This window comes from Luteimonas sp. Soil_C_16, from assembly GCF_057657295.1.
In genome coordinates, this window is the sequence record NZ_JBDGIS010000004.1 from 122,173 (window position 1) to 138,469 (window position 16,297).

Annotated in this window: 11 protein-coding genes; 6 read left to right on the forward strand and 5 right to left on the reverse strand. The window is 68.0% G+C overall.

The features are described from left to right. The first annotated feature begins 77 nt into the window (after window positions 1-77). On the forward strand, window positions 78-1,418 hold the full coding sequence (locus AC3A5T_RS09230; protein ID WP_487628310.1) for a hypothetical protein: 1,341 nt from the start codon (window positions 78-80) through the stop codon (window positions 1,416-1,418). Window positions 1,419-1,438: 20 nt separating this feature from the next. On the opposite strand, the gene AC3A5T_RS09235 is transcribed toward AC3A5T_RS09230, so the two are convergent. After that, window positions 1,439-3,391, reverse strand: coding sequence for a tetratricopeptide repeat-containing diguanylate cyclase (locus tag AC3A5T_RS09235; RefSeq protein ID WP_487628311.1), 1,953 nt, complete (start codon window positions 3,389-3,391; stop codon window positions 1,439-1,441). A gap of 142 nt (window positions 3,392-3,533) precedes the next feature. Here AC3A5T_RS09235 and prfB point away from each other — a divergent pair. The 4 genes from prfB to AC3A5T_RS09255 all read left to right on the forward strand — a co-directional run bounded on the left by prfB (window position 3,534) and on the right by AC3A5T_RS09255 (window position 9,656). Next, window positions 3,534-4,662 (forward strand): peptide chain release factor 2 gene (prfB, locus tag AC3A5T_RS09240; protein ID WP_332077196.1). Its coding sequence is split into 2 segments (ribosomal slippage): window positions 3,534-3,608 and window positions 3,610-4,662, totalling 1,128 coding nucleotides; the frame shifts between segments, so codons are not numbered across the junction. A 93-nt stretch (window positions 4,663-4,755) separates the two neighbouring features. After that, entirely contained in the window at window positions 4,756-6,276 is a 1,521-nt protein-coding gene (lysS, locus tag AC3A5T_RS09245) for a lysine--tRNA ligase (RefSeq protein ID WP_487628312.1), read from the forward strand. 163 nt (window positions 6,277-6,439) lie between these two features. Then, a complete protein-coding gene (locus tag AC3A5T_RS09250) occupies window positions 6,440-7,495 on the forward strand; it encodes a response regulator (protein ID WP_232135414.1) in 1,056 nt (351 codons plus the stop codon). Between the two features lie 10 nt (window positions 7,496-7,505). After that, window positions 7,506-9,656, forward strand: a complete 2,151-nt coding sequence (locus AC3A5T_RS09255) for an ATP-binding protein (RefSeq protein WP_487628313.1) — start codon at window positions 7,506-7,508, stop codon at window positions 9,654-9,656. A 21-nt stretch (window positions 9,657-9,677) separates the two neighbouring features. Here AC3A5T_RS09255 and AC3A5T_RS09260 read toward each other — a convergent pair whose 3' ends face one another. Then, window positions 9,678-10,592 (reverse strand): crotonase/enoyl-CoA hydratase family protein, encoded by a 915-nt coding sequence (locus tag AC3A5T_RS09260; protein ID WP_487628314.1) that lies wholly within the window; start codon window positions 10,590-10,592, stop codon window positions 9,678-9,680. A 168-nt stretch (window positions 10,593-10,760) separates the two neighbouring features. Further along, window positions 10,761-12,440 carry a long-chain fatty acid--CoA ligase gene (locus AC3A5T_RS09265; protein ID WP_487628315.1) on the reverse strand — a complete coding sequence of 560 codons (1,680 nt, stop codon included), beginning with the start codon at window positions 12,438-12,440 and terminating at the stop codon, window positions 10,761-10,763. A 224-nt stretch (window positions 12,441-12,664) separates the two neighbouring features. Between AC3A5T_RS09265 and AC3A5T_RS09270 the strand changes: the two genes are divergently transcribed. Continuing rightward, window positions 12,665-13,078, forward strand: a complete 414-nt coding sequence (locus AC3A5T_RS09270) for a nuclear transport factor 2 family protein (RefSeq protein WP_487628316.1) — start codon at window positions 12,665-12,667, stop codon at window positions 13,076-13,078. A gap of 30 nt (window positions 13,079-13,108) precedes the next feature. On the opposite strand, the gene AC3A5T_RS09275 is transcribed toward AC3A5T_RS09270, so the two are convergent. Together AC3A5T_RS09275 and epmB are read right to left on the reverse strand one after the other, a co-directional pair. Next, a complete protein-coding gene (locus AC3A5T_RS09275) occupies window positions 13,109-15,190 on the reverse strand; it encodes a GGDEF/EAL domain-containing response regulator (protein WP_487628317.1) in 2,082 nt (693 codons plus the stop codon). A 23-nt stretch (window positions 15,191-15,213) separates the two neighbouring features. After that, entirely contained in the window at window positions 15,214-16,257 is a 1,044-nt protein-coding gene (epmB, locus tag AC3A5T_RS09280) for an EF-P beta-lysylation protein EpmB (protein WP_487628318.1), read from the reverse strand. Between the last annotated feature and the right edge of the window lie 40 nt (window positions 16,258-16,297).

The following is a 16,297-nucleotide window of genomic DNA, read 5'->3' on the forward strand; positions in this document are numbered from 1 at the left end:
AATGGGCCGCCGCGAATGCGGCAAGCCCGCGGCCGTTGCCCCCGCAACGCCGCCCACTTCTGTACAGGGAGACGTTCTTGAAGACTGTCCACACGCTGGCCCTCGCCGTTGCGCTGGCCCTCGCATCGCCCCTCGTCGTGCATGCCGCGCCGGGTGATGCCGCCGAATCCGTGACCTTGGGCGCCGAGCGCCGGGGCGAGATCACCAGCCGGTCCAGCCTCAACCACCAGGACGGCTCGCGCAGCCAGCTCTATCGCGTCGACCTGCGCGAAGGCCAGGTGGCGTCGTTCAAGCTCGAAGGCGCATTGCGCGGCAAGCTCACCGCCTTCCACGGCGGCGAGCTGGTCGCGAGCTCGAACCCGAACAACGAGTCCGCTTCGCTGGTCGTGCGCGCCAAGCGCGCCGGCAGCTACACCATCGCCGTCAGCGGCGCCGACGCCAGTGCGTACGGCCCGTTCACGCTGCAGGCATCGGCGATCGAGGCCTACAACGGCGAGACCCTGCGCGTGGGCGCGGCGATCAGCGACTGGACCGATGCCAAGCGCCAGCTGCCGCTGCGGATCGACGAGGCCGGCTTCTACACGATCGACATGATGTCCGACGATTTCGACTCGGTGCTCAAGCTCGACGGCCCCGGCGTGGCGCTGAGCAACGACGACGGCGGCGACGGCAGCAACGCGCGCATCAGCGCACGCCTCGCGCCGGGCACCTACACGCTGACGGCCGAGGGCTACGGCAGCGATCGCATCAACGGCATGTACCAGATCCGCGTCGCCGCGCGTCCGCTGCCGGAAGGCGGTCTGCGAGAAGGCGGCGAACTGGCCGTCGGCAGCACCGTGACCGGCCTGTACGAAGGCAGCGCGCACGCATACACCTTCTCGTTGCCGGCGCGCCGCGTCGTGCGCATCGACATGCGCAGCGACGAGATCGATCCGCTGATGCATCTGGCCGGCAACGGCGTGGAGAAGACCGACGACGACGGCGGCGACGGGCTCAATTCGCGCATCTCGATGCTGCTGGAGCCGGGCACGTACACGTTGCGCGCCGATGCGGCGTCGGCCGGTGCGGGTCTGTACACGCTGGCGTTCGCCGCCAGTGAAGCACCGGACAACGTCGGTGGCGGCACGCTGGCGGCGGGTCGTCCGACCGAGGCCACCCTGCTGCCCGGCATGACCGACCGCTGGACGATCAACATCCGCAGCGCCGGCGAGTACGCGATCGCGATGAACTCCGACGACGTCGACAGCTATCTGCGTCTGAGCCGCGACGGCCAGGAAGTGGCGACCGATGACGACGGCGGCGGTGCGCTCAATGCGCGCATCGCGCAGCGGCTCGAGTCGGGCACCTATGTCGTCGAAGCCTCGTCCATCGACGGCGACACCGGCGGCAACTACCGCATCTCGCTCGAGCGTCGCTGAGGGTTCGCCACCGGTGCCGCTCAGCGCGGCGCCGGTGGTTCGCGACCGCCGTCCGCGGCCGTGCCGCGTGGCTGCCAGCCGGGCGCGGCGCTGCCGGGTTCGCTGCTGCGCCACTGGATCGGCATGCGGCTGCTGACCGCGGTGATGTCGCCGGCGACGATCGCGCCCTCCGGATCGCGCAGGACCGCTTTGACGTCCAGCACGTCGCCATCGCACCACAGTCCCGTCCACGCGTCGCGTCCGCCGCGCTTGGAGGCATAGAGCGCCCGATCGGCCAGATCCACCGCCTCGCGCCAACGTTCCTTTCTGGCAAGGCCGGCCGCGGCCGCCGTTGGCCAGCACGCGAATCCGATCGACACCGACAGCGCGGCCTGGCCGCCGTCGAAGGCGAAGGGCGTGTTGGCGACGACTGCGCGCAGGCGTTCGGCGACGTCGCTCGCCCCGCGCAGATCGAGGGCCGGGCAGGCGACCAGGAATTCCTCGCCGCCCCAGCGCGCGACCAGATCGCCGGGGCGACAGCAGGTGCCGAGCCGCGCCGCAATCTCGGTGAGGATCGCATCGCCTGTGCTGTGGCCGTGCTGGTCGTTGCTGTGCTTGAAGTAGTCGACATCGAGCAGGAACACCACCTGCCGCGCAGCGCCGCTGGCGGCGTTCGACATGTTGCGCAGCGCATGCGTGGCGGCGCCGCGGTTGAGCAGCCGGGTGAGGCTGTCGACCGAACTCAGGCGATACAGGCGACGGTTCACCCGGCGCTGGTACCAGGCGAAGGCGAGCATCAGTACGACGAGGATGCCGAGCCCGGCGATCGCCGCGCTGCGCAGCTTGCGTGCGTGCTGCTGGGTGAGGGCATCGACGCGGCGCTGTTCGTGCAACCGCGCGAGCTCGCTCGCACTGTGACGGTCTTCGAGCCGCGCCTGCAGTCCGGCGAGCGTGCCGAGGTTCTGGCTGCGCAGCGCGCGCACTTCGACATCGCGCAGCGTCTGCTGCACGTCGAGCGCGGCCTCGTACTGTCCGAGCGCCCGCAGCGCCGCGACTTCGGCGCGCATCGCGTCGCGATACTCGATGCGGAACGCCCCGCCGCGCGCGATCCCGACGGCGTCGCGCGCATGCGTCAGTGCCTGCGCGGCCTGGCCGGCGTCGAGCGCCAGGCGCGACATGCGCATCAGGGTGATCGCAGCGCCCGACGGATCGTCGCTGCGCTGCGCATCGGCGATGCGCGCCAGCGCCGGCAACGCCTCGATGCCGGTGGCGTCGAGCGCGGCCAGTTCGGCGCGTGAACGCTGCTCGACCACACCCAGCGCGATCGCCTCCGCCTGCGGCAGCGCCACGGCGAATGCATCGCGCGCATCGGCCTCGCGTCCGGCGCGCAGATGGTTCAGGCCCTGGTTGTAGCTCAGGATCGGCTCCGACAGGCCGGCCTTGTCGGCGATCGCCTGCGCACGCGCGAAAATCCGGACCGCGTCGTCGAACGCTTCCAGCTCTTCGCTGTGGATGTTGCCCACGTTGTTGAGCATCTTGATCTGGGCAATATCGGAGTCGCCGGCCTCGGCGGCCTCAAACGCGCGCGTGTACAGCGCCAGTGCGCGCGGCACGTCGCCCGCCAGTTGGAGCGCCGCGCCGGCATTGGACAGCGCCCGCAGCGCGAACTCGGGTGACTGCGGCGACGCGGTGAGCAGGCTTTCGACGCGGTCCACCGCATCGATCGCGGTCAGCGCATCGCCGGTCAGCGCGGACGCGCGCGCCAGACAGGTCTGCAGTTTGATCTCTTCGGGCGCGGGCAGATCGGTGCTCGACAACGCGGCGTGGGCGATCGCGATGGCTTCGGCCGGGCGGCTCTCGCGCAGATCGAAACAGCGCTCGATCTGCGCCGTCAGCGGGTGGCCAGGCGCCGCATCGGGCGCCGCCGCCACTGCGGGCGTGCACCCGAACACCGTCATCGCGGCGGCCAGCAGCCAGCCGCGCGCGTCGCGCATCGTCATTCCGGTCGATCCCCTTGCCAGTGCCCCCAATGGCAGGCGGAATTCTAGCGGGAAAGCGGGCGCCCCCGGTGCCGTCTGCGGGGACGCGGCGGGGCGGACTTGCTAGAATCGCGGGTTTCCCCGGACGTCATCGGCCATGCTTGAACTCAATCCCGTTCGCCAGCGCATCGTCGACCTTCGCGGTCGGCTGGATGCGCTCAGGGGGTTTCTTTGACTACGACGCCCGTCGCGAGCGTCTAGAGGAAGTCGAGCGCGAGCTCGAAGACCCGACCATCTGGAACGATCCCGAGCGCGCACAGGCGCTGGGACGCGAGCGCTCGACGCTCGACAAGACCGTCAACGGCATCCGCAATCTGACCGAAGGTCTGGAAGGCGCGAGCGAACTGCTGGAACTGGCCGAATCCGAACAGGACGAGGACACCGCGCAGGCGGTCGTCGACGACGTCGAGGGGTTCGCGGCCGAGGTCGACAAGCTGGAATTCCAGCGCATGTTCTCCGGCGAGCTCGATTCGGCGAACTGCTTCGTCGACATCCAGGCCGGCGCCGGCGGCACCGAGGCCCAGGACTGGGCCGAGATGATGCTGCGCATGTATCTGCGCTGGGCCGAGGCCCGAGGCTGGAAGACCGAGCTGATGGAAGTGTCCGGCGGCGAAGTCGCGGGCATCAAGTCGGCGACCGTGCGCGTCGAGGGCGAGTTCGCGTACGGCTGGCTGAAGACCGAGATCGGCGTGCACCGCCTGGTGCGCAAGTCGCCGTTCGATTCCGACAACCGCCGGCATACCAGCTTCACCTCGGTGTTCGTGTCGCCGGAAGTCGACGACAACATCGAGATCGACATCAACCCGGCCGACCTGCGCACCGACGTGTACCGCTCGTCCGGCGCCGGTGGCCAGCACGTCAACAAGACCGAATCGGCGGTGCGCATCACGCACATCCCGACCAACACCGTCGTCGCCTGCCAGACCGGCCGCAGCCAGCACCAGAACCGCGACACCGCGATGAAGATGCTGGCCGCCAAGCTCTACGAGCTGGAAGTGCAGAAGCGCAACGTCGAGAAGGACGCGCTGGAAGCCACCAAGTCCGATATCGGCTGGGGCAGCCAGATCCGCAACTACGTGCTCGACCAGAGCCGCATCAAGGATCTGCGCACGGGCGTGGAGCGCAGCGACACGCAGAAGGTGCTCGACGGCGATCTCGACGAATTTGTCGAGGCCAGCCTCAAGTCGGGTCTCGCGGCGGGTTCCAAACGGACCGACGCCGTCTGATCGATCCATCCGCCGACGCGCCGCGTCGGCACCGCGCGACCAGCCGCTCCGGTCGCGCGTGATTCTCCCCTCGCATCCGAACGAAGCACACCCATGACCGACGCCCCCGCACCGCAGACGCCCGCCGACGAGAACGCCCTGATCGCCGAGCGTCGCGCCAAACTGGCCGCGCTGCGCGGGCAGGGCGTGGCGTTCCCGAACGACTTCCGTCGCCGCGACGAGGCCGGTGCGCTGCAGGACTCGCACGGCGATGCCGAGCGCTGGACCGGCGAAGCGCTGGAGGCCGAGGGCGTGCAGGTCGCCGTCGCCGGCCGCCTGATGGCCAAGCGGATCATGGGCAAGGCCGCGTTCGCGACGGTCCAGGACGTCAGCGGCCGCATCCAGCTGTTCCTGCAGTCGGCGACGCTCGGCGAGCGCTACGACGCGTTCAAGAGCTGGGACGTCGGCGACATTGTCGCGGCCGAAGGCACGCTGATGCGCACGAAGACCGGCGAACTGTCGGTCAAGGCCGCGTCGCTGCGCCTGCTGACCAAGTCGCTGCGCCCGCTGCCGGACAAGTGGCATGGCCTGAGCGACGTGGAGCAGCGGTATCGCCAGCGCTACGTGGACCTGATCGTCTCGCCCGATGCGCGCGCGGTGTTCGTCAAGCGCTCGCGCATCATCGGTGCGATCCGCCAGTGGCTCGACACCCGCGACTTCCTCGAAGTCGAGACGCCGATGATGCATTACATCGCCGGCGGCGCTGCGGCCAAGCCGTTCACCACGCATCACAACGCGCTGGATCTCGACCTGTTCCTGCGCGTCGCGCCGGAGCTCTATCTCAAGCGTCTGGTCGTCGGCGGCTTCGAACGCGTCTACGAGATCAACCGCAATTTCCGCAACGAGGGCGTGTCGACCCGGCACAACCCCGAGTTCACGATGCTCGAACTCTACGAGGCCTACGTCGCATACGAAGAGGTCATGGACCTGACCGAGACCCTCATCCGCGACGTGGCGGTGCAGGCGGTCGGCACCACGGCGCTGGAGTGGGATGGCAACGCGATCGACGTCGGTCCGGCGTTCCGTCGCTGGAAGCTCGAAGAAGCCGTGCGCGAACTCAATCCGGAGATTTCCGTCGCCGACTGCCGCGACCGCGAAGCGCTGGCCGCGCATTGCGCGCGTCTGGGCGTGCACGTCAAGGCCGGCTACGGCTGGGGCAAGCTGCTGCTGGAGATCTTCGAGAAGACCGTCGAGACCGGGCTGATCCAGCCGACCTTCATCACCCATTACCCGGTCGAAGTCTCGCCGCTGGCGCGCGAGTCCGACAGCGAAACGGGCATCACCGACCGCTTCGAGCTGTTCATCGGCGGCAAGGAAATCGCCAACGGCTTTTCCGAGCTCAACGATCCCGAAGACCAGGCCACGCGCTTCCGCGCCCAGGTCGACGCCCGCGATGGCGGCGACGACGAGGCCATGCACTACGACGCCGACTACATCCGTGCGCTCGAGGTCGGCCTGCCGCCGACCGGTGGCCTGGGCATCGGCATCGACCGTCTGGTGATGCTGCTCACCGGCTCCTCGTCGATCCGCGACGTGCTGCTGTTCCCCTACATGCGCCCGCAGGCCGACGCCTGAGGTCAGTTGCTGCCGTCCGGCGGCAGCTGCTCCGGTCGTTCCACCATCGGGCGAGCCTCGCCAGACGTGTCAGGTTTCTACCCGACGCTGGCGCGGGACTTGCTTCTGAGGGAGATGGCCCGCGATGATGCGGGTCAGGGGAAGCCGTGAGGAGGCCAACAGCATGAACATCGTCATCGTCGATGATCAGACGTCCGCGCGGACGATGCTGCGGCATATCCTCGAGGACATCAGCCCGGAGCTCGAAGTCTTCGACTTCGGAGACCCTGAGCACGCGCTGCGCTGGTGCGACGATCACCGCCCCGACCTGTTGCTGCTCGACTACCGCATGCCGGTTGTCGACGGTTTGGAGTTCGCGCGTCGCTTCCGCCGTCCGCTGATGCACCGCGACGTGCCGATCGTGCTGGTCACCGTGGTCGGCGACGAGCCGATCCGCCAGGCCGCGCTGGAAGCAGGCGTCATCGATTTCCTGGTCAAGCCGGTGCGTCCGCGCGAACTGCGCGCACGCTGCCGCAATCTCCTGCAACTGCGCCAGCAGTCCGAATCAGTGAAGCAGCGTGCGCTGTCGCTGGAGCAACGCCTGCTCAAGAGCATGCACGAGGTCGAGGAGCGCGAACGCGAGACCCTGACCCGGCTGGCGCGCGCGATCGCGTATCGCGATGCCAGCACCAGCGCCAATCTCGAACGCGTCGCCGCGGTGGCCGGCATGGTCGCCGAAGCGATGGGTCTGTTCGAAGACGAGGTGCGGATGATCGAACTCGCCGCGCCGCTGCACGACATTGGCAAGATCGCGATTCCCGACGCCATCCTGATGAAGCCCGGCCCGCTGACGGCCGAGGAAACGCTGGAGATGCGCCAGCATCCGCAGATCGGCTACGAACTGCTGAGCAACAGCCAGAACCGCTTCATCCAGCTCAGCGCCTTGATCGCGCTGCGCCACCAGGAACGCTTCGACGGCACCGGCTATCCCGACGGTCTGGCCGGCGAACAAATTCCGCTCGAAGCGCGGATCGTCGCGATCGCCGACGTGTTCGACGCGCTGATGTCCAAGCGTCCGTACAAGCGCGCCTGGTCGATCGAGGAAGCGCTGGCCTACATCGGCGAGAACAGCGGCCGCCACTTCGACCCGCGCTGCGTCGAGGCGATGCTGTCGAACGTGCCGCGCCTGCAGCACATCTGCGCCCAGTTCGGCGGACGGCCCGTCGGGCCGTTGCAGTAAGTTGTCCGCGATGAACGCCGCCTTCGGCTGGTTGCGCGCGCGTCTGTCCGACCGCCACGACAGCGAACACGGCCAGGCCACCGTGCGCCTGGTGATGCTGGTGGTCATCTACGCCTATCTGCAGCTGTTCGTCGGCGGCAAGCCCGAAGTCGCGCGCGCGCTGTGGCTGTCGGAAGCCTATCTCGCGATCGAATATGCGGTCGCGCTCGGCATCTTCGTGTGGCTGCTGTGGCGTCCGGGCGTCTCGCATCCGCGCCGCGTCCTGGGCATGGTGGCCGACTACAGCCTGATGGGCGTGGGCCTGTTCCTGCTCGGCGATCTGCTGGCGTGGCTGTACGTGGTGATCATGTGGGTCACCGTCGGCAACGGCCTGCGCTTCGGTCCGCGTTATCTCTATGCCGCGATCGGCTTCGCGGTCGTCACCTTCGGCACCGCGATCGCGATCACGCCGTACTGGCAGCAGAACATGTCGCTGGCGCTCGGCCTGCTGGTCGGTCTGGTCGCCGTGCCGCTGTATCTGAGTTCGCTGCTGCGGGCGCTCACCGAGGCCACGCGCGCGGCCAAGGCCGCCAGCGAGGCCAAGAGCCGCTTCCTGGCCAACATGAGCCATGAGTTCCGCACGCCGCTCAACGGCATCATCGGCATGTCCGATCTGCTGGTGACCACACCGCTCACCGCCGAGCAGCGCGACAGCGCGCACGTGATCCAGACCTCGGCCAAGGCGCTGCAGGTGCTGGTCGACGACGTGCTCGACATCTTCAAGATCGAGGCCGGCAAGTTCCGCAGCAGCCACGCCGACTTCTCGCTGCCGGAACTGGTGCGCGGCATCCAGGTCATGCTGATGCCGAGCGCGCACGCCAAGGGCCTGCAGTTCGAGGCCAAGGTGGCCGACGGCGTGCCGACCCTGCTGCACGGCGACAGCAACCAGCTGCGCCAGGTGCTGGTGAACCTGCTGTCGAACGCGATCAAGTTCACCGAGCAGGGCAAGGTCACGCTGTCGATCGACACGGTGGCCGGCGAGCAGGCACCGGCGCGCGTGCAGCTGCGGTTCTCGGTGCGCGACACCGGCATCGGCATGCCGCCCGAGGCGCTGACCGGCATCTTCGATGCGTTCGAACAGGTCGAAACCGGTCTGGGCCGTCGCTTCGGCGGCACCGGCCTCGGCACGACGATCGCCAAGGGTCTGACCGAGCAGATGGGCGGGCAGATCCACGTGGAGAGCCGTCTGGGCGAAGGCTCGCACTTCTGGATCGAGATTCCGCTGGGCGTGGTCGAACGCGACGATGCGGCCCCGGCCTCGGTCAGCAATGTCATTCCGTTCGACGATCCGTTCGTGCGGCATCGCGCGCGCGTCGAGCCGATGCGCATCCTCGTCGCCGACGACCAGCCGGCCAACCGCATGGTGCTGCGTCGCCTGCTCGAAAAGGCCGGCCACCGCCCGCACATCGTCGACGATGGCGACGACGTGCTGATGGCGCTCGAAGCGCAGACCTTCGACGCGGTGATCACCGACCTGCACATGCCCGGCGCCGATGGCCTGGACATCATCCGGCAGACGCGTTTCATGGAGGCGGGCAGCGGACGCCGCACACCCTTCATCGTGCTCACCGCCGATGCGACCGCCGAAGCGCGCGAGGCCTGCATGCGCGCCGGCGCGATGGTCTATCTGACCAAGCCGATCGTCATCGAGCGCATGCTCGAGAAACTGGCCGAGATCGCACTGGGCACCACGGCCGCACCGGTGGCACCGGCAGCGCCGAAGGTCGTCGCACGCGAGGCCGACGGCAGCGTGATCTCGCAACACATCCTCGACGAGCTGCGCGAGATGGGGCTGGGCGAACAGTTCGTGCAGCGATTCCTCGGCGAATGTTCCCGCGACGCGCGCAAGTGCCTCGTCGATTTCGAGGAAGCAGCGCGTGTGGGCAACTGGGATGCGGCGCGCGATGCCTGCCACGCACTGAAAGGCGCGGCCGGCAACATGGGCGCCGTGCGCCTGGCCGACACCGCGTCGACCGGCATGGGCATGCGTTCGGAGCAGTTGCTCAAGGAATGGAGCGGCCTGCTGCAGACGCTGGGCCAGCAGCTCGACCAGGCACTGGTTGCGTTGCGCGATCGCGGCGACCTGCCGCGGGCCGGCATGCCCGGGTCCGAGAAAGCCTGACCCGGGCCTCGCGTCAGACCATCAGCCGACGTCGGCGGTCTGGTCTTCGTTCACCGCGTCCGGCCGGCGCAGCTGCGCGCGCACCAGACGTTCCATCGTGCGCAATTGGCGATCGCCGAGCTGCAGCGCGGTGTCGACCCAGATCCGGGTGATGCGCATCAGTTCTTCGTGGGTCACCGGATGTGCACCTTCGCGTACGTCGTGCAGCGCCAAGCGTGCGGCGGCGATGCGGCGGTTCTGACGGATCACCTCGTGCACCGCGCGCGTGCCTTCGCCCTTGGGCACCAGCACGTCGACGATCCCCATCTTGTGGAGTTCGTCGCTGCTGTACATCACGCCGTTGAGCATCATCTCCTCGGCGACCTTCGGGCTGACCTTCTGCGCGAGCAGCGAGTAGGCGCCCATGCCCGGGAACAGGCCGAACAGCACTTCGGGGAAGCCCATCTGCACACCGCTCTCGGCGACGATGGTCTGGCAGGCGAGCGCGAGTTCGAAACCGCCGCCCAGTGCGTCGCCTTCGACCAGCGCCACCGTGTGCGCGTTGCGATGCAGGCGCGTGTGCAGCAGGTGGATGTTGTCGACGCATTCGGTCGCGTAGCGCAGCAGGCCATCGCGGTTGCGATCGCGGATCAGCGATGCGAACAGCTTGAGATCGCCGCCCAGATTGAACACGTGGCTGTCGGCGCCGAGCACGATGTGCGAGACGTGCGCGGGCTCGGCCTGCGCGCGGCTCGAGATGCGGTCGATCGTCTGCTGCGCGAACAGGCGTAGTTCGCGCAGCAGCGCGGGAGAGAAGCAGGCCCGATAGGTGGGATCGGAGAACGCCTGCTGCGCATGCATGAAGCACCAATGCGAATCATTGGACGCGTCATGTTCGATACGGATGGTGGACAGTGCGGCGGTTGCGTCACCGTGCAGCAGCTCGACGTTGTGCATTGAAAATCCCCTGAAGCGGACTTCCCGCCGGTCGGGCGCCCGGCAGGCGGTCCCGATAAAAGTTTTCGCCCGATGCGCGCTTCTATGCGCGCATCGGGCGAAAAGGGCAAGGATTTCAATGATCTAAATGCTGAATGCCAAATCCGTCACTCGGATTTGGGAACTGCGTCACGCTTTCGGAGCCTCGTCCCGCAGTTCTCGGCGCAGGATCTTGCCGACATTCGTCTTGGGCAGCTCGGTGCGGAACTCGACGATGCGCGGATGCTTGTAGCCGGTGAGATGTTCGCGCGCATGCGCTTTCACCTGCTCGGCGGTCAGCGACGGATCCTTGCGCACGATGACGACCTTCACCGCTTCGCCAGACTTGTCATCCGGCACGCCGATCGCGGCGACTTCGAGCACGCCGGGCATCATCGCGATGACGTCTTCGACTTCGTTCGGATACACGTTGAAGCCGGACACGAGGATCATGTCCTTCTTGCGATCGACGATGAAGAAGAAACCCTTGTCGTCCATCTTCGCCATGTCGCCGGTGTGCAGCCAGCCGTCGGCGTCGATCGCCTCGGCGGTGTCCTCGGCGCGTTGCCAGTAGCCCTTCATCACCTGCGGGCCGCGGATGCACAGCTCGCCGACTTCCCCCGCCGGCAACTGCGCGCCGTCTTCGCCCTTGATGCAGGCTTCGGTCGACGGCACTGGCAGACCGATCGCACCGTTGTACTCGGCCAGATCCATCGGATTGATGCAGGCCGCGGGCGAGGTCTCGGTCAGGCCGTAGGCTTCGACCAGCGTGACGCCGGTGGTCTGCTTCCAGCGTTCGGCGACCGAACGCTGCACGGCCATGCCGCCACCGAGGGTGAGCCGCAGCGGGCTGAAATCGATGTCGGAAAAACCGGGCGTGTTGAGCAGGCCGTTGAACAGCGTGTTGACGCCGGTGATCGCGGTGAAGGGTTCGCGCTTGAGTTCCTTGACGAAGCCCGGCATGTCGCGCGGATTGGTGATCAGGATGTTCTTCGCGCCCAGACGCATGAAGACCAGCCCGTTCGCCGTCAGCGCGAAGATGTGATACAGCGGCAACGCGGTGATGATCGTTTCCTGGCCTTCGCGCGCCAGTGGTCCGATCCACGCCGAGGCCTGCTGCATGTTCGCGACGAGATTGCGGTGCGTGAGCATCGCGCCCTTGGCCACGCCGGTGGTGCCGCCGGTGTACTGCAGGAACGCGATGTCGTCGTGGGTGATCGAGACCTCCGGCAGTTGGTGCTTCGCGCCGGCCGCGATCGCATCGCGGAATCGCACCGCGCCGCGGATCGCGTAGTCGGGCACCATCTTCTTGACGTGCTTGAGCACGAAGTTGACGATCGCGCCCTTCGGAAAGCCCAGCAGGTCACCCAGGCCCGTGGTGATGACCTGCTTGACCTGGGTATCGGCCAGCACGTCCTGCACGGTCTTGCCGAAGTTGTCCATCACCAGCACGGCGGCGGCGCCGGAGTCGACCAGCTGGTGGCGCAGCTCGCGCGGCGTGTACATCGGGTTGGTGTTCACCACCGTCAGGCCCGCGCGCAGGATGCCGAACGTCGCGATCGGATACTGCAGGCAGTTGGGCATCATGATCGCGACGCGATCGCCCTTCTTGAGCTTGAGCTCACCGAGCAGATAGGCGGCGAAGTCGCGGCTGCGCGCATCGAGTTCGCCGTAGGTGATCGTCTGTCCCATGTTCGAGAACGCGGGCCGGTCGCGGAACTTCGCGATGGCTTCGTCCAGAACCGCCGGCACCGAGCGGTACTGCCCGGGATCGATTTCCGCAGGCACGCCTGCGGGATAGTTCGCCAGCCACGGACGTTGATCGGTCATGCAATCCTCTCCCTGATTGAAGGCCGTCACTCGAACTGGTGACCGTACCTGTGCAATTCGCTCGATTGGAGCATAGGCTCTAGGGGGAGGCAAGGCGCGACGCGGCGTAGATCGCGCAGGTTGCGTGCCGATCGATGCGCATTCCTTGGACGAAGCACGGGGTTTGAAACATGCGGGATACGCGCGGCAGGGCAGGGTGGACGCGTCGGGCATACGCACTGGCGTTGACGTGCGCACTAGCGCTCACCGCCTGCAGTCGTGAGGCGCCCGAAGACTCGATCCGTGCGCAGGTCGTGGCGTTGGAGACGGCGATCGAACACCGCAGCGCGTCGGATGTCGCGGACGTGCTCGACGAGGATTTCATCGGCCCGCAGAACATGGACCGGCGCGCCGCGCGGCAGATGGCGGCGGTGCTGATGCTGCGGCACCAGCGCATCGGCGTGCTGACCGGACCGGTGGACGTGACCTTGCAGGGCGAGGATCGCGCGAGGGTGCGGACGCGCGCCGCGCTGACCGGTGGTGAAGGCAGTGCGCTGCTGCCCGACAGTGCGCAGGCGTGGCGGATCGAAAGCGGCTGGCGGCTGCGCGACGGCGTCTGGCGGATAACCAGCCTGACTTGGACGCCGGTCCTGCAGTGAGTTGCGGCGCCCGGCGGCGCCGCGTGCGCATCACTCGAAGTCGTACTGCATGCCGGGACTGGCGGCGGCCAGGAAGTTGCCCTGCACGTAGTCGATGTCGGCGCCGAACAGGATCGACATGCTGGCCGCGTCCTGCACGAACTCGGCGATCGTGCGGATGCCGACCTGACGCGCCCGCCGCGCGATCTCGCCGATGCGCGCCTGGTTCTCGCTGGTGTTCGGCAGATCGTCGGTGAAGCTGCGATCGAGCTTGAGCAGATGCGGCTGCAGATGGCTCAGCAGCTGGAACGAATCCAGACCCACGCCGAACTGTTCGAGCGCGAAGCGGCCATCGAAGCGGGCGATGCGCGCGGCGAAAGCCTGGGTCGCCTTGAGATGCGTGAACACCTTGGCCTCGGGCAGCTGCAGCACGAGGTATTCGCCGGGCACCTGATGTTCTGCGAGCTGTTCGCCGACGAAATCCGCGAACGCGTCGCCGTCGAGCGAGGCCTGGCTGACCTTGACCAGCAGCGTCGTCGGATGGCCGGCGCGCAGGCGCTGGCCGATCGCCGCGATCGCGCGTGCGGCGACGTGGCGGTCGATCTCGCCGAGCATGCCGTTGTCTTCGGCGATCTGCAGGAAGGTGCCGGGCGCGATTAGTTCGCCGTCGCCGCCGTCCAGGCGCAACAGCACGTCGTAGACCGCGGCGTTGTCGCCCTGCAGATTGATGACCGGCTGGTAATGCAGCACGAAGCCGTCGTCGTCGAGTGCGCCGCGCAGGCGCGCCACCCAGGCCTGGATGCGTTCTTCCTCGACGCGGTCGACCGCACTCGGGTCGAACACTTCGCAGCGGTTGCCGCCGGTGCCGGATGCCGATTCCAGCGCCGTCGTCGCACGCGCGAGCACCTGGGCGACATTGGCGATCTTCTCGCCCACCTGCACGCCGCCGATGCTGACGGTGATGACGCTGGAGCGTTCGCCGACCTCGAACACATGATCGGCGAAGCCTGCGCGGATGCGCTCGGCGGTCGCGGAGGTGGCGTGGTAATCGTGGCCGCGCAGCAGGATCGCGAGCGTGTGGCCGGCGTAGCGGGCGACCGTGGCGTCGTTGCCGACCAGCGTCCGCAGATGTGCGGCTGCCGCGGCCAGGAGGTCGTCGGCGTGATCGAGACCGATGTCGGCCAGCAGCTGCTGGTGGTGATCGGGTTCGAGCATCAGGAAGCCGTACTGGCCATCGGACTGCGCGGCATCGTCGACCGCGTCTTCGATCGCGCGCAGGAAGGTCGGGCGGTTCAGCAGGCCGGTGACCTGGTCGCGGTGACGCAACTCCTCGAGTTCGAGCACGAGGTCGGCATCGAGTTCCTCGCGGCGGCGGAACACGACCTGCAGGCAGGGTTCGCCTTCGTACTGTGCGGTGGCGAACTCCATCGAGGCGGGAAACGCATTGCCGTCGACATCGCGCGCTTCGATCTCGTGGCGTGGCGGTGGCGGCTCGCCCTTGCTCAACGATTTCAGCAGTGCCTTGAACGCTTCCACGTGCTGCGGCGCGACCATGTCCAGCAGCGAGATGCCTTCCACATCCTCGAAGCTCTCGTAGCCGAACATCTCCAGATACGCCGCGTTGGCGCGGATGTGCATGCCTTCGTGGATGTAGGCGATCGGGTCGCGCGAGGAATCGATCAGCGCGTCGCAGCGGCGCTCGGTCTCGCGCACGCGCGCTTCGAGGCGGCGCAGGCCACGACGCGCGTCGCGATCGGCCCAGGCTTCGCGCACGCAGGCCAGCAGCTGCTGCGGTGCATGGCGCAGGGCGACGGCGCGGGCGCCGGACTGGATCGCGTCGATGTAGTCCGCTTCAACCAGCGTGTCGACCAGGGCGATGACCGGCAGGTCACGGCCGCTGTCGGCGATGCGCTGCATGACCTGCGCGAACGGCAGCACGGTCGAAGTGCGCGCGGCGATGACCACGTCGGGCGACTGGCTGCCGATGATGCGGCCCAGATCGTCGTCGGATTCAGGCCGCAGGGGACGCACCGCGATGCCGGCATTGCGCAATCCGCTGGCGAGCGCCTCGGCATCCTCGACGCGGTCGTCGACGATCAGAAGGCGCAGCGCAGTGTCGGCTCGTGTCGACATTCGGGTCTCCAGGGCAGACCGCCTTATGCCACGGAGGGGGGGATCCGTCCATCGCCATGACCGGTCATCGGACGCTTGGACGCGTCACCTGCGACCTCGCGCACAAGACGCGGGACCAGATATCCGGACTGGCGGGCGACGAGCGCCGCGTGCAGGGCGAGCGCGGTGGCGTCGTCGACCTCGAAATGCGCCGCGCCGGCGACGCGATCGAGCTGGTGCAGGTAATAGGGCAGCACGCCGGCGGCGAATCCGCGTTCGCCGAGCGCGGCGAGCGCGTCGACATCGTCGTTGACGCCGCGCAGCAGCACCGCCTGGTTCATCAGCACCGCGCCGGTGTCGCGCAACGCGCGCATCGCCGCGTCGACGTCGGCATCGAACTCGTTGGCGTGGTTGGCGTGGACCACGATCGCGACCGGCCACGGCAAGGACGCCAGCCAGTCGCACAGTTCGGCGTCGACGCGTTCGGGCAGCACGATCGGCAGGCGGGTGTGGATGCGCAGACGGCGCACGTGCGGGATCGCACGCAGGGCATCGGTGAGTTCGACAAGCTTTGGAGTGGCCAGCGACAGCGGATCGCCGCCCGACAGCAGCACTTCCTCGATGCTCGGGTCGGCCTGGACTGCTGCGATCGCCTCGCGCCAGCCGTTCGCAGCCGCGGTTTCCTCGGCATACGGAAAATGCCGACGGAAGCAGTAGCGGCAATGCACCGCGCAGCTGCCGGTCGTGACCAGCAGGGCGCGACCCTCATATTTATGGATCACCCCGTGGCCGGCCTTTGCGGCGCCGTCACCGACCGCGTCCAGACCGAAACCCGGGACCAGGCGCATTTCGTCGTCGAGCGGCAGCACCTGGCGCAGGAGCGGGTCGTGCGGATCGCCGGGGCGCATACGCGCGACGAAGCTGCGCGGCACCCGCAACGGGAACTGCGCGGCAGCGGCGTCGGACACGCCCAGCGCGGCCTCGCGCAGGCCGAGCAGGGCGAGCAGTTCGCGGGGCTCCCGCACGGCCTCGCGCCAGGCCTGCTGCCAGCGCCGCGGCTGCATCGTGAGGGGGGCTGCGGGTATCATGTGCGATTGAATCCGTAGAGCCGTCCGCGCGAGTCGCGGC

Coding starts and splice junctions, on each gene's coding strand:
- AC3A5T_RS09250 (WP_232135414.1), top strand. CDS start 6,440: ATGAACATCGTCATCGTCGATGATCAGACGTCCGCGCGGACGATGCTG.
- AC3A5T_RS09235 (WP_487628311.1), bottom strand. CDS start 3,391: ATGCGCGACGCGCGCGGCTGGCTGCTGGCCGCCGCGATGACGGTGTTC.
- AC3A5T_RS09255 (WP_487628313.1), top strand. CDS start 7,506: ATGAACGCCGCCTTCGGCTGGTTGCGCGCGCGTCTGTCCGACCGCCAC.
- lysS (WP_487628312.1), top strand. CDS start 4,756: ATGACCGACGCCCCCGCACCGCAGACGCCCGCCGACGAGAACGCCCTG.
- AC3A5T_RS09265 (WP_487628315.1), bottom strand. CDS start 12,440: ATGACCGATCAACGTCCGTGGCTGGCGAACTATCCCGCAGGCGTGCCT.
- AC3A5T_RS09275 (WP_487628317.1), bottom strand. CDS start 15,190: ATGTCGACACGAGCCGACACTGCGCTGCGCCTTCTGATCGTCGACGAC.
- AC3A5T_RS09260 (WP_487628314.1), bottom strand. CDS start 10,592: ATGCACAACGTCGAGCTGCTGCACGGTGACGCAACCGCCGCACTGTCC.
- epmB (WP_487628318.1), bottom strand. CDS start 16,257: ATGATACCCGCAGCCCCCCTCACGATGCAGCCGCGGCGCTGGCAGCAG.